Source organism: Nocardia sp. NBC_01009 (assembly GCF_045208035.1).
In the GTDB taxonomy this organism is placed as follows: domain Bacteria; phylum Actinomycetota; class Actinomycetes; order Mycobacteriales; family Mycobacteriaceae; genus Nocardia.
In genome coordinates this window covers 5,285,960-5,299,203 of record NZ_CP108695.1, presented here as the reverse complement: position 1 = coordinate 5,299,203, position 13,244 = coordinate 5,285,960, and the positions used below count along the sequence as shown (strand labels likewise).

Below are 13,244 nucleotides of genomic sequence, written 5' to 3'. Positions count from 1 at the left end.
GAAAGACAAGATGCTCACACATTTACGCACAGTAATTGCGCGTATGGACCTTCTGCGCCCGAGAAATATGGAAACCCGTTGCGCCGCACCCATCTAATGCTACTGAACACCGGCTTTGATGTCTCGCACTTCACGTGAATCGATGAGCTCCGCGGCCGAATGATGTGATTTGATCGATCGCGACACCGAACACCACCGCGCCCGCTGCCCGAAAGTCAGATGAATCGTGAGGAGTAATTCGGGGCCGGTGCGGCTGTCACGTCACCGATCCGGCTGAGGGCCGCTGCAGGATTCGGTGACTGTTGGCTGTGCGGCCTGCTTGGTCGCTGGGGGTCATGACTGTCTCGGACTCGATGGGGTCGATCTGCCGAGTCCGGGTTTCGCGTCCTGATTGCACCCGAACTACTACGATCATGGTCCGAGTCGACGATTTGGCGGGGGAGGCCCGTTCGAGACCGGAGGGGCCTATACGCATGACCGATTCCCAGCACGAACCCGGCGATAACCCGAACCTGGGCACCGCCGAACCCGCACCGCCGCCATTCAACCCACCCGGCGGCCAGGACAATCCCACTGCAGGCGCAGATCTCGCGTTCTTCGGTCCCGCTACGGCGGGCCCGGCTGCCGACTCGCCTTGGTACGGCCAACCCGGTCAGCGGTACCGGCCACCACCGCCGTATCTCCCACCGTCGACTGGTAGCGGCAAAACGGGTCTGATCGTCGCCGGCGTTCTCGGGCTGGTGGTGGTGCTGGGTATCGGTGTGGCGATCGGCATCTTCCTCGGCGGCGACGATGGTGGGTCCGCCGGTGCGTCGTCCACCGCCCGGCAGGGATCGGGGCCGGGAACCTATTCGATGAACGGGATCACCAATGCGTGCGACCTGGTCGACCCCACACCGTTGACCAAGTGGTCGTCCACGCCGAAAGGCGCTCCCAACCATCGGGAAACCCGGCCGTCCACCCACGACAGCGGCAGCCTGAAATGCGATGTCGGCTACACCAGTTCGACCGGCGCCGAGTTCTCCATGAACAGAGCCGAAATGAGCGTCGAGGCCGAGTTCACCGACGGGACAGCTCCGCCCTTCTACGACCATTGGAAACACGCCGACACCGTCACCGCCGGACCGGGGTCGGTCTCCGGCGAGGTCACCGGAATCGGCAGCCAGGGCTACTGGCATTCCGAAGTGACCGGCAACCTCGTCGCGGAAATGGCCTACGTCGTGTGTGTGCAGGACGGCAATGTTTCGGTGCGGGTAAAGATCGCGCTTACGCGTGAGAAGGGTTCTCCTACGGTGAGCCTGGACGAACTCGATTCGATCGCCAGGCCCCAAGTCCGCAGGGCGCTGGACGGTTTGAAGGAGAAGTAGAGGCCGTCGACTCGAGCAGGCCGGTGGGGACGGTGCAGATGACTGCTCGATGGCGCAGGAATAGGATCGCTTCGGAGTTGATGGTCGACGGGTGAGCCCGTTGCAGAACCGGAGGGACTACGGGGATGACGTACTCCCAGCGCGGACCTGACGATCAGCCGACGCCGGGAAGCGCCGATCCCGCTGTGCGGCAATACAATCCGCCGGCGGGCGGCTGGGATGACCCCGACTCGGGCACCTACACGTCAGTGCCTGCACCTACGTTTGCTCCCGGTCAGCCTGTTATCGGGTACGGCCAACCTGGTCGGGGGTACGGGCCGCCACCACCGTCGACCGGTAGCGGCAAAACGGGTCTGATCATCGGCGGCGTTCTCGGGCTGGTAGTGGTGCTGGGTATCGGTGTGGCGATCGGCATCTTCGTCAGCGGCGGCGACAGTGGCGGCAATTCCGCCGCTGGCCCGGCCTCGTCCAGCACGCCGGCCCTTTCCAGCGCGGCCCCGGCCACGTCGCGCCGCGTAGCTGCGCCGGGGATCTATTCGATGAGCGCGATCACCAATGCCTGCGACCTTGTCGATCCCACGCCGTTACACAGGTGGTCATCCACGCCCAGAGAAGACCCCCGGCATCAGGAATTTCCGCCGAATACCTCCGACGGCGGCAACCTGTACTGCGCGATCCGCTACACCAGCCCCTCGACCGTCGACGACGACGCCACCGTCGACGAAGCCGGAATCGGCCTCCAGGCCCAGTTCACCGGCGCCGAGGCCGCCCCCGCCTACGACCGTTGGAAACAGACCGACACCGCCGCCACCGGAGCGGGGCTTGCCTCCGGCGAGGTCACCGGAATCGGCGCCCAGGGCTACTGGCACACCGCGACCACCGACACCGGCAACGGAATCACCTACATCGTGGGCGTGCACGACAGCAACATCTCGGTGCGAGTAGAAGTCGCCGTCCTGCGCGCAAAAGGCGAACCCCCGGTGAATCGGGACGAGCTCGACACGATCGCCAAAAACCAAGCCCAGCAAGCTTTGAACGGGCTAAAGAAGGAATAGGCGCCACCAGCCGTGCGCGACGGTGTCCGATAGTCGATAGTGTCACCGACAGTGTGTAGACATCCAGAGAGCACGGCCTGACACAGCATGTCGATGATCTCCGCGTCCACCGAATCTTGTAGCTCCGCAAACGTTTTCCTTCGTGAGCGACCTTAGCCAGTGGCCGCGAGGAACTGTTGCATCAACTCCCCAGCCTCTCGACGACCTTCATCGGGAACCACTCGGCGGTGCGGTCGATCCCGAACCTGTGCGCACTGCCGCGGCCGCGCTTCCAGAGAGCCCGGAGCGGTCAATATCGGGCTGATCGAGGATATCGGCAGGCTGTGTCTGGCCCGCGGCCTGCTGGTGATCGTCGAAGGAATCCTCGAACCGACAGACCTCAGCGCCAGTGGATCCGGTGACGGTCTTGCGCCGCGCGGCTGGCGGCCGACGGCGAGTGCTGTTCTGTCAGTGTGCGATTCGTTAGCACTAACGAGCAGTACCGACCTGGATCGGTCACGGGGTGGCGGGCAAGATCGGCGGGACGTATTCGAACGTCATTCCGAGCAACCATACGAGAAGCAGTACGACCGGCAGGTGGAATAGGAACTGCAGGAACGTGAATCCGACGAGGTCCCGTGCCCGCAGTCTGAGCACTGCCAGCAGAGGAAGCATGAAGAACGGGTTGATGAGGTTCGGCAGTGCCTCGGCGACGTTGTATATCTGAACCGTCCAGCCGAGGTTCATGTGAACGTCGGTCGATGCCTGCATGACGTAGGGGGCTTCGACCAGCCACTTTCCGCCGCCGGACGGGACGAAGACGCCTAGCACCACGGTGTAGAGGGCGATGACGATGGCGAAACTTCCGCCGCCGCCGATGCTCGTGAAGAACTCCGCGAGGTGTTCGGAAATGGTGAGACCGCCACTGCCCTTCGCCTTGGTGAGGATCGCGGCCATGGCGGCGTACAGCGGGAACTGGACGAGAATGCCGGCCGTGGCGGGTACGGCGAGGGAGACGGCTTGCAAGAACTTGCGCGGGGTGCCGTGGAGCATCAAGCCCAGCATGAGGAAGACGAGCAGATAACCATTCAGGCTGCTGACAACGGTGAGCAGTGGTTTGGCGGTGAGCTGTGAGGTCAACCAGCCCGCCGTCATCAGGCCGGCCAGGATTGGCAGGATGCGGCTGTACTCGAGCCATTCCCCGGGACGGGAGCGTGGAGCCACCTCCGCAGGCTGGTCATCCAGATCGACGTCCAGCTCTTGAGCGGTCTTGATTGCTGCATCCTTCGGCGCCGAGAAGTGAGCGATCACCACGGTGAGCGCCATGACGATGGCGCACATGAGCAGGGACTGCCACGTGAAGATCGTGTGTCCGAAGTCGAGGACACCGGTAATTCTCAGCAGCGCCGGAGGCAACGAGGTGGCGGTGGCCTGTAGCTGCGCGGCCGAGGAGGATATTCCCAGCGCCCACACGGCGCCCAACCCCATGAACGCCGCCGCGCCGAGCGCGCGATAGTCCACGCGCAGATCGGTCCGACGGGCGATCGCCCGGGCCAGTAGACCGCCGAAAACTAGACTGAGTCCCCAGTTCAGAAATGATATCGACATGGAGAGGAACGCAACGAAACTCACCGCACTGCTGGCAGTTTGCGGCAGGGTGGCCAGCCGGTCGATCAGCCGGGCGACAGGTGGGGACGTGGCGATGACGTATCCGGTGAGAACCACCATTGCCATCTGAAGAGTAAAAGCGGTCAGATCCCAAAAACCGTCGCCGAACGCGTTCGCGACTGTTCGCGGTGACGAGCCGTTGGCCAGCGCAGCGGCAGCCACGATGAATACGCCTGCCAGCGCGACGACGTAGGCATCCGGGAACCACTTCTCCGTCCACTTGGCGAGCGACTGCGCAACCCGCGCAAGGCCCTTTTCGGAGATGGCTTCTTCTATCGTGGACGTCATCCAGTTGTTCCTCTTCTTTCCACACGCCGCCCGTACGCATGTGATGCACCGCACACGGGCTCGGTTGGTCAGTATTGGTGTCCACTTTGTGTGCGGGCAATAGAGAAATGCGCAGGTATCGTCTGCAAAAGTGCAGAAACTGTCGATGGTCTGGCACTCGACGACTTGAAGTTCCCGCCGGGAAGTGGTGTGCCGATCGTGGCGCCGGTAGCGCTTCGGTCTGGGTGCGGGGTTAGCGAGATCGGTTGCTGCCGGCGGGAGCCGGATCGCGAACGGGGACGGGGACGGTGAGCATGGCGACGATCATGTCGATGATTTCGGCGGCGTCCTGCTCCGGGTTCGCGGTGCGGACGCCGGACTCCAATGCGCGTTCGTAGTCGGCGAAGAGGGCGAACATGACCGTTGCCATCGTTTCCAGGCGTTGGCGGCGTCGGCGGGGTGGCAGTTGTGGGAGCGCGGCGTCCAGGCGGGCGGCGATGATGCGGACCGCGGCACGGTCGGCACCTGCGAGGCGGCGGGCGTCGGCGATCACGGGGTGGGCGCGGACGACTTCGAGGAAGCGGCCGTAATGGGTGACGCCGGCGGTGCCGACCAATTCGAGGATCGGTGCGGCGAGCATGGCGACCAGGGTGTGGATTTCGTGCGCGGTGCCGTCGGCTTCGTGTTCGGCCAGCAGGCGCATCCTGCGGTCTTCGAGCCAGTTCATCCTGCGCTCGACGATGGCTTCGATGAGGCCGGTGCGTGAGTCGAAGTAGTAGTGGACCGCGGAGTTGTTGCGTTGGCCCGCCGCCGCGGCGATGTCGCGCAGCGGGACCTCGACGCCACGTTCGGCGATGAGCCGTTCCCCGGCGGCGAGCAGTGCCGCGCGCGAATCGTCGATGTGCATACCCGAACTGTACTAAACGCGAGTATTGACGATATTAAGCATCAGTGATTAATTGATGATGTGGGAAGTCCAGAGGGCCGCATCGCGCACGGACCGATATTCCAGCTGTGCTGGGTGGTCCGGGACATGGCGGGCGCGCAGCGGGAGTTCACCGAGCGCTATGGGGTGGCGCAGTGGCTCACCATCCCGGACGTGCAATTCGGGCCGGAAACCACCGAATTGCGTGGCGCGCCCGCCGATTACACGATCACCGTGGCGTTGGGCTATGCGGGCGGGCAGCAGTTGGAGCTGATCGAGCCGAGGAGCGGCGTGAGCCTGTACTCCGAGCATCTCGACCGCGTCGGGCCCGGTCTGCATCACGTCGCGTGGGTTCCCGAGGATTTCGATGCCGCACTGGCCGAGGCGGCGGCCTGCGGGTCCAGCATCCTGGCCAGGGGGACATCCGAAGGGGCCGGGATGGAGTTCGCCTACCTCGACGGCGGCGCATTCGGTTCCCACGTCGAGCTGATGCGGCTGTCGGCGGACATGCGCGCGATGTTCGATTACCTGATCCCCGAAGGGTATTCGAACCCGTGGACCTAGAGGTTGTATGCGGCCGGCGCCGGCGCATCGAATACTGCGCAGGACAGCTCGGGCTATTCCAGTGGCACCTGCCTGGGGGAAGGTTCCTATTTCGGCCGCCGCGCAAGCGTTCACGCCGCGCGCACCGCAACCACGACCGAGCACGACGCACCGCACACACACCGAAGGACCCCTGATATGCGATTCACCTACGCCGAGACGATGGTCGACCCCACCTATTACGTGCCGCTGGCCCGCGCGGCCGAGGAGTCCGGGTATACGACGATGGTCGTGGCCGACAGCGTCGCGTACCCGAAGGATTCCGACGCGAAGTACCCCTACACTCCCGACGGGAGTCGGGAGTTCCTGGAGAACAAGCCGTTCGTCGAGGCGTTCGTGGTGACCGCCGCCATGGCCGCGGTGACGACGACGCTGCGGTTCACGCCATTCGTGCTGAAGCTGCCCATCCGGCCACCCGTGCTCGTCGCAAAACAGGCCGCCTCCATCGCCGCGCTCAGTGGTGACCGGCTCGGGCTCGGCGTCGGAATCAGCCCGTGGCCCGACGATTTCGACATGATGGGTGTGCCGTTCGAGCATCGGGGCGCGCGGATGGACGAGTGCATCGACATTGTGCGCGGGCTCACCGCGGGCGGCTACTTCGAGTTCCACGGCAAGTTTTACGACATCGCGCCGATCAAGATCAATCCGGTGCCGGGCGCGCCACTGCCCATCCTCATCGGCGGGCACAGCGAACCAGCGCTGCGGCGTGCGGCCCAACGCGGCGACGGCTGGATGCACGCCGGCGGCGACCCCGCCGAACTGGATCGTCTGCTGGATCGCTTGACCGTGCTGCGCGCCGAATACGGCACCCGCGAGGACTTCGAGGTGCATGTCATTTCGCTGGACGGGTTCACTGTCGACGGCGTGAAACGCCTGGAGGACAAGGGCGTCACCGATGTCATCGTCGGCTTCCGCTACCCGTATACGACCGAGGTCGACACCGAGCCTCTGGACACCAAGATCGCCAACCTGTCCCGGTTCGCGGAGAAGGTGATCGCGCGAACCAGCCGGTGAGCGGCGCGAGCGAACGGACGGAACACTCCGTGAGAAATTCGGCAGAGCGGAGTTCGAGCAGGAGCTCGCCCACTACGGCCAGGTCGCGGACCTGTTCACCGAGGGCATGGAGTACATCGTCATGAGCCCAGCGGACTCGCGGTGTGTTCCGCCCTCCCTCCAACAGATCCGACCACCAGCGAACGCTCGTTACACGGCACACACTGCAATGCCGCCGTGCATGCGCAGTCCGATCTTGCGTCGGCCCGGGTGAGCCGCTCCGACGACGATCCGATCAGATCGAAGGTGCCGCAACGGCCTTCACCTGGCGCCCACAGCATTCGTTCGGCCCAGGTCATCACCGCGGGGTGCCGGTCATGAGGATCCGATAGACCACAGGACGTCGGGGCAACGAGCAGCAACGTGCACCGGATGCCACAACGCGTCCGGTGCACTCATATCGCGAGTATCGCGGTAGCGGCGGCGATGGTTCGGTCTCGGTACCCTGCACCGAACAGCAGCACGTGCACGAGCAGTGGATGCAGTTGGTGCAACGGGATTCGGGTGCGCCAGCCGTCGGCGAGCGGATGGGTTTCCCGGTAGGCGGCGTGGATTCGGTCCAGGTGCGGAGCGCCGAACAGAGCCAGCATCGCCAGGTCGGTTTCGCGATGACCGCCGTGGGCGGCGGGGTCGATGAGGATCGCCCGGTCGGTGGTCCAGCGAATGTTGCCCGACCAGAGGTCACCGTGGATGCGGCTGGGTGTTTCCTGCGGGCCTGCGAGGGCGTCGATGTTCTCGATGACGCGTTCGAGCATGCGGGTTCCGTCGGGACCCAGGTGCGCGGCAGCACGCGGAAGGTAGGGGGCGAGGCGGCGCTCGGCATACCAGTGGGACCACGGGCCGTTGCTCGTCGTGTTGTCCAGCGGGAGATCAGCGATCCAACCGGACCACGGCGCTCCGAACGATCCCGGTGCATGCGCGTGCAGCGCGGCGAGTTCGCGGCCGAATCGTTCAGCGGCGACGGCGGTGGCTGGTGCTTCCGGCAACCACGGCAACACCAGCATGCGGTCATCGACGGCCAGCACCTCCGGCACGAGTCCTGGCGCCCCGACGCCGAGCCAGCGCAGACCCTCCGCTTCGGCGCTGAGTATCCGCGCCCGATCGGCGGCGACCTTCGCGAAAACGTCGCGGCCGTCGGTCAACATCGCGCGATGCAACGTCCAGGAATGGCTCGCCCCTAGGTCGGTCGTCGCCCGGACCGCAACACCGAGCAGCTCACTCAGATCCGTGGCGACACTCACGAGTGCGCCGTCGTCAGCAGCTTCTTCGTGTCCGGGTCGGCCGGATAGAACGACTCGATGGCCAGTTCGGCGACGGTGACGTTCATCGGCGTGCCGAAGACGGTTGTCGCGCTGATGAATGACAGCTCGCGGTTGTCGTGGCGCAGCCGCAGCGGGACCACGACCTGATCCGGCTCCGGCAACGACAGTTCGATCTCACCGCCGGGGTATCCGCGCAATTCCTCGAGCAGTTCGATCAGTTCCGGCGCGCCGGTGACCTCGATCCGGCGCGTCAACCGCTCGAACAGGTGGCCGCGCCATTCGGCGAGATTGACGATGCGGCTTGCCATGCCATCGGGGTGCAGACTCAGGCGCAGTGCGTTGGGCTGCGCGGTGAGCAAGGCCGGGTCGATGCCTTCGAGCATCAGCGCGATACCGGCGTTGGCATCGACCATGTTCCAGTTCTGGTCGATCGCCAGTGCCGGATACGGTTCGAGTCCCGCCAGCATCTGACGCATCGCCTCGCGCACCGGCGCCATCGCGGGGGTGTCGAGGGCAGGTTCGGCGTACACCGGAGCGTATCCCGCCGCCAGTAGCAGGCGATTGCGTTCGCGCAGCGGAACCTCCAGCTGTTCACACAGGTGCACGAGCATGGTGCGGCTGGGAGTGGCGCGACCGGTTTCGATGAAACTGAGGTGCCGGGTGGAGGTCTCGGCGCGCCCCGCCAGTTCCAGCTGACTGAGCCTGCGCTCGAGGCGCCAATGTCGCAACAGGTCACCGGCGGTCTGGGTAGTCACCTCCTGAATCCTACGAACTCACGGTCCAGCCGGCCATTACCTCTCGGGTAATCGACGCGGGTAACGTCGGCAGGCGATCGTTGTGACGGATCGAAGGGACACCCGACCGATGACCGCAACCACGCACTACACATTCGACACCGATACCGCCGGCACCCGCATCGGCGACCACGAATACGGTCTCGAACTGTCCGACCGCTGGTCGACACTCGGCGGCACCCTCAACGGCGGCTACCTGCTGGCCACCGCACTGCAAGCGCTGCGCGACGAACTCCCCCAACCCGATCTGCTGTCCGCTTCCGCGCACTTCCTGCGCCCCGGCACCCCCGGCCCCGCCCTCGTCCACACCGAGATCGCGCGCATCGGCCGCAGGACAGCCACCGGCCAGGCCATCCTCACCCGCGACGACCGAGAAATCATCCGCGTCCTGGCCACCTTCACCGACCTGGCGGTGGCACAGGGCCCGACGTTCGTGCGCAACGCGCCTCCCACACTGCCCGCCCCGGAGCAATGCCTCGATCCCCTTCGCGGTGTCACCCCGGCCGGGGCCACCATCGCCGAACGAGTCGAGTTCCGGATGCCGCAACTCGCCGGATTCTAGACCGGCAAGCCCGGCGGAACCACCGCCGCCGAATTCTGGATGCGCTTCGCCGACGGCCGCGACGCCGACCCCATCGCCCTCGCGCTCCTCGTCGACGCCGCCATGCCGGTGGTGTTCGACCTAGGCGTTCCCGGCTCCTCGACGGAGAAATTCAGTAAGGGATCCATAGGTGTCTCGTGACACCGCCGCATTCAAGATGCCGGAGAACGTTGTAGCAGAACACTTTTCAGCTGTCGAACCACCATCCGGCATTCGCGCCGATCCGTATAGACCACTTGACGCCAGTGACTCGCCGCTGTCGCGCCCATCACAAACATCCGCTCAAACATCCGACACAGAAACGAGAAGTCCCCTCCGACGTAGGGGAGGAGGGGACTTCCACTTGTCGGGATGACAGGATTTGAACCTGCGACCACTTGCCCCCGGTTCAAATCTCCTGAACGCATCCCAGAAGACCCCATCACACCAGGTCAAGCCCATATTTGCACGTCAGCACCTGCCCATCATGTCCCATCAGATCTCGGCAAATCCCATCAAAAGTGTGAGATTTTGGTGGGACGGATCGAATGACAGATCTGCACCCCTCTCGGCCTGGCGCGCCGGTGTGAGACATTCCGATCCTGCTTCGCAGTAGCCGTACCGGACGTCCACGTTCCGAAAGCACCTGAGAAAGGCGCGTCCGACGGCTGCTGTCTCGACGGAGTGTCAGGTGCGACACGCTGAACCTCTTTCTCCATCAGCAACTCTGCAGCAGTTGCCACTCCGACAGCCCCTATGACAACGCCACAGCGGCATCACTGCCTAGTACTCCAGCCGTAGTTCATGATCATTGTCGGGTTGTCGCTGGTAGTGGCTGGTTCGGGCGCGGTGTTGGTGGCGTCTTCGCCAGGTCGACCATTGGAGGCGATGGGTGAAGGTGTGTGCGGGCCGGTCGATCAGCACGTTGAATCGGTGACGTAATTCGTTGCGGGTCAATGGGATCGATCCAGTGCGCACGCGGGACCGTCTCAGTCCGAGACGGTGTCGACGCGGACAGTGTCTACCGCTGCGGCGATGTCTTCGGCTAAGGTGCCGACCGTCTCACCCCTGAGCAGATGGCTGACTCCGCGGGCCTCGTTGTCCCGTTCGCTCGTCATCTTCGCGGTGCCTGCCGGTAGATTCCGGACGTCGTCGCCGTGCGTGAGGTGCGCAGCCCGACCTGCCTCACCGATCTCGTAGCCAGCGAGCTTGAGGCGGATCAGCAGGTCTATGTCCTCCCATCCCCAGGAGCGAAACGCAGAGCGATAGCCGCCGACCTCGGTCAGCATGTCCTTGCCGACCATGATCATTCCGGGGCCGAGATAGGCGCCGGAGACGTAGTTCTGGCGCGCTTTGGTAACCGAGACCTGCCTGCCGTCGGGGAGGCGCAGCGTGAAGATGGAGTCTCGGGTGGCGACGATGCCAAGCTGATCAGTGCCCGGCAGCGGTGCCAGCGCTGGCTCGTCGTGCACCTCATGCAGGATGACAGCCCTGTCCGCGCTGGTTGCCGCCACCATGTCCGAGACCTCTGTGGCTGCCATGACAATGTCGGCGTCGAGAACGAAGATCAGCGGGGCGTCAAACGGTGTGAACCCGATCCCCAGGTTGGCGTACTTCGCGCAGCCGAAGGCACCGTGCGCGGAGACGATCCCCGCGTTGCCGCCGGTGTCGCGCAACCACGCTCGCAGCTCATCGTTGTCCTCGCCGGGGGTCGCGACGACGTAGCCCGCAGTCGCCCGCAACCATTCGGCGTTGCGGGCCAGGGTCTTGCGCAGCTCAGGCCGGCGATGCCAGGTGATGACCACTGCGACCTGCGCGAGCGCGGACTGTTCCCCGGCGGTCAGCATTTTGCCCGAACTCCTGATCATCAAACCCCTTCAGGCGGGACCGCGCCGGCACGCAATGACTGGCGACGATACGAAACAAAGTCTTTGATCAACTCGCCTGCCAGCGGAAAATTACGTGAGCGACCGGCGGCCCGATTGGTGCGCATCAAGTGCTCGAGGTCGGCTCGGTGCGCGTCGGTGCGGTAGGGCGGTTGCGTGGTGAAGGCGGCACCAGGCCAGCGTGTGCGCAGGCTGCCGGGCAGCGGCCCTGGGTGAGCGCCATCGACGCCTGGCGGAATCGAGATCCGTCGAGTCGCAAAACACCACACAGCCAGCTTTCGCCGCCCGTCGTCTGTGCGGGCGGACCAGTCGCCGAGTCACCTTTCGAGGGCGGTGCGGGTCCGGCCTCCGCGCGTGAGGCGCATCCGGATCGCTGGGACCTGCGGGATCGGGTGCGAGAGGACTACTGGGTGGCGGTCCCGCTGTCCCGGTTCGCGTCCGGGTAGGCCGGATGCCGATGGATGACGCGCTGAAGGGTCTGCCGTTCGTGACCACACCGTGGACGGACGGCTATGCCGGGTGGGTGACAGACGGCTGGGTGATCACGGTAACCGAGATCGACTGGTTCGGACGGCCCGCCGGTCATGTTCGAGACTGATCCGCCCTCGCTGGGCGACTGTTGCGACCTCATGCCGGAACAGCTCTGGAATGAGATCTGCGACCACTACGACGATATCGCTACCGGTTGTGTTCGATTGACAACGAGGAAGTGTTGCACTGGTTGTTTGTTCGCGGAAGAGTTGATCGACGAGGTGGTCGGCGGCGACGTGGCTGTCACGCTCGTATCAAAAACTCCATTTGCTTGTGATCTTTCTGCAGAGCTATAACAATTATCTCTCCAATCGGAGGCAGATGCGTCAATGTTCCGTCTCGTTCGTTGGGCACCACGGAGTCCGGCCCGGCATTGCGCGGAACTGGTGCAGGAGGCGGGAATCCGTGAGAGTTGCGACTTTTGTCTTCACGTCGGGGAAACGCGGTGGGCGACGGATCGATGTGGAAGACTCGATCGCGACGGGCGGCTCCACACAGACGGAACCCTCGTAGGTGACGAGAGGCCTTGTTCTCGTTGCCGGCTATCAGGATCTGGTACTTCGAAACCCCTTGCTCGTCTGGTTCATGAACCGGACGAGCGACGGTGAGTCACACGTCAGAAGTGACCGACTACGAAGGAGATAGCCATGGCGAGTACGCAACAGGCCACGCCGGCCAGGCGGCCACGAAAGGGCAAGAAGAGCGGGCCGGTGACCGAGTATTGCGCCTTGTGGCATATAAAGCCCGGACATGCCGAGCAGGTGATCGATGAGATTGCGGCGGGCCTGTCGAGCCGGGGGGATGTACGGGACATGTACAAGAAGATCGGCGTTCACGACGCCAGGTATGTGGTCCTCGACAACGGTACGCGGCTTCTCATCACGATCAGCTTCGACTTGGATTTCGACCCCTACTTCGACGACGCCATCGCATCCCTCGTCGGCGGCGACAAGAGCCAGATCAAGTTCGGCTGGATGAATCATCTTGTGGAGGCGCCCGAAGGCGGCTACGACTCCATGTCGTGGGAGGAGTTCAAGAATTGGCTGGTCGAGACCCAGACCGAAGCCGACATCTTCGCCAATACCAACGACGCGACCGTGCAAGAGATCGACAAGGCGCTGCGTGTGCAGCAGGCGTTCCAACAGGTGCTCGACCACCCCGAGGCCGCGCAGGCGCTCCAGCACCCGGCGTTGAAGCCGCTGTTGGAGGAAGCGGCGGGCTGAACCCGCACGGCGGAACGGTTGGCGGAGGCCACCGGTTATGGAGACGAATGT

At 64.4% G+C, this 13,244-nt stretch carries 14 protein-coding genes; 9 read left to right on the top strand and 5 right to left on the bottom strand.

Annotated features, from left to right (window positions below):
• The first annotated feature begins 473 nt into the window (after positions 1–473).
• Together OHA42_RS23605 and OHA42_RS23600 are read left to right on the top strand one after the other, a co-directional pair.
• On the top strand, positions 474–1,367 hold the full coding sequence (locus OHA42_RS23605) for a hypothetical protein (RefSeq protein WP_406230046.1): 894 nt from the start codon (positions 474–476) through the stop codon (positions 1,365–1,367).
• A 125-nt stretch (positions 1,368–1,492) separates the two neighbouring features.
• Positions 1,493–2,422, top strand: coding sequence for a hypothetical protein (locus OHA42_RS23600; protein WP_406230045.1), 930 nt, complete (start codon positions 1,493–1,495; stop codon positions 2,420–2,422).
• A 495-nt stretch (positions 2,423–2,917) separates the two neighbouring features.
• Here OHA42_RS23600 and OHA42_RS23595 read toward each other — a convergent pair whose 3' ends face one another.
• Entirely contained in the window at positions 2,918–4,357 is a 1,440-nt protein-coding gene (locus OHA42_RS23595) for a short-chain fatty acid transporter (RefSeq protein ID WP_406230044.1), read from the bottom strand.
• 232 nt (positions 4,358–4,589) lie between these two features.
• Positions 4,590–5,243 (bottom strand): TetR family transcriptional regulator, encoded by a 654-nt coding sequence (locus OHA42_RS23590; protein ID WP_406230043.1) that lies wholly within the window; start codon positions 5,241–5,243, stop codon positions 4,590–4,592.
• 60 nt (positions 5,244–5,303) lie between these two features.
• Between OHA42_RS23590 and OHA42_RS23585 the strand changes: the two genes are divergently transcribed.
• Positions 5,304–5,825, top strand: a complete 522-nt coding sequence (locus tag OHA42_RS23585) for a VOC family protein (protein WP_406230042.1) — start codon at positions 5,304–5,306, stop codon at positions 5,823–5,825.
• Between the two features lie 177 nt (positions 5,826–6,002).
• Positions 6,003–6,878: a TIGR03619 family F420-dependent LLM class oxidoreductase gene (locus OHA42_RS23580; RefSeq protein WP_406230041.1), complete on the top strand. Its 876-nt coding sequence runs from the start codon at positions 6,003–6,005 to the stop codon at positions 6,876–6,878.
• Between the two features lie 434 nt (positions 6,879–7,312).
• Here OHA42_RS23580 and OHA42_RS23575 read toward each other — a convergent pair whose 3' ends face one another.
• A complete protein-coding gene (locus OHA42_RS23575; RefSeq protein WP_406230040.1) occupies positions 7,313–8,158 on the bottom strand; it encodes a fructosamine kinase family protein in 846 nt (281 codons plus the stop codon).
• Complete coding sequence (locus tag OHA42_RS23570; RefSeq protein WP_406239555.1) at positions 8,155–8,943, bottom strand: helix-turn-helix domain-containing protein; 789 nt, start codon at positions 8,941–8,943, stop codon at positions 8,155–8,157. The genes OHA42_RS23575 and OHA42_RS23570 overlap by 4 nt, the downstream gene beginning before the upstream one ends.
• A gap of 100 nt (positions 8,944–9,043) precedes the next feature.
• On the opposite strand from OHA42_RS23570, the gene OHA42_RS23565 reads away from it, so the two are divergent.
• Both OHA42_RS23565 and OHA42_RS23560 read left to right on the top strand, forming a co-directional pair.
• A complete protein-coding gene (locus OHA42_RS23565) occupies positions 9,044–9,535 on the top strand; it encodes a thioesterase family protein (RefSeq protein WP_406230039.1) in 492 nt (163 codons plus the stop codon).
• A 39-nt stretch (positions 9,536–9,574) separates the two neighbouring features.
• The gene (locus tag OHA42_RS23560; protein ID WP_406230038.1) at positions 9,575–9,715 is read left to right on the top strand and encodes a hypothetical protein; all 141 of its coding nucleotides are present in this window, start codon (positions 9,575–9,577) and stop codon (positions 9,713–9,715) included.
• Between the two features lie 827 nt (positions 9,716–10,542).
• Here the strand turns inward: OHA42_RS23560 and OHA42_RS23555 are convergent.
• Complete coding sequence (locus OHA42_RS23555) at positions 10,543–11,358, bottom strand: galactosyltransferase-related protein (protein WP_406230037.1); 816 nt, start codon at positions 11,356–11,358, stop codon at positions 10,543–10,545.
• 191 nt (positions 11,359–11,549) lie between these two features.
• On the opposite strand from OHA42_RS23555, the gene OHA42_RS23550 reads away from it, so the two are divergent.
• The 3 genes from OHA42_RS23550 to OHA42_RS23540 all read left to right on the top strand — a co-directional run bounded on the left by OHA42_RS23550 (position 11,550) and on the right by OHA42_RS23540 (position 13,193).
• Positions 11,550–11,885, top strand: a complete 336-nt coding sequence (locus tag OHA42_RS23550; protein ID WP_406230036.1) for a hypothetical protein — start codon at positions 11,550–11,552, stop codon at positions 11,883–11,885.
• 5 nt (positions 11,886–11,890) lie between these two features.
• Positions 11,891–12,037 (top strand): hypothetical protein, encoded by a 147-nt coding sequence (locus OHA42_RS23545; RefSeq protein WP_406230035.1) that lies wholly within the window; start codon positions 11,891–11,893, stop codon positions 12,035–12,037.
• A gap of 580 nt (positions 12,038–12,617) precedes the next feature.
• Entirely contained in the window at positions 12,618–13,193 is a 576-nt protein-coding gene (locus OHA42_RS23540; protein WP_406230034.1) for a hypothetical protein, read from the top strand.
• The last annotated feature ends 51 nt before the right edge of the window (positions 13,194–13,244 follow it).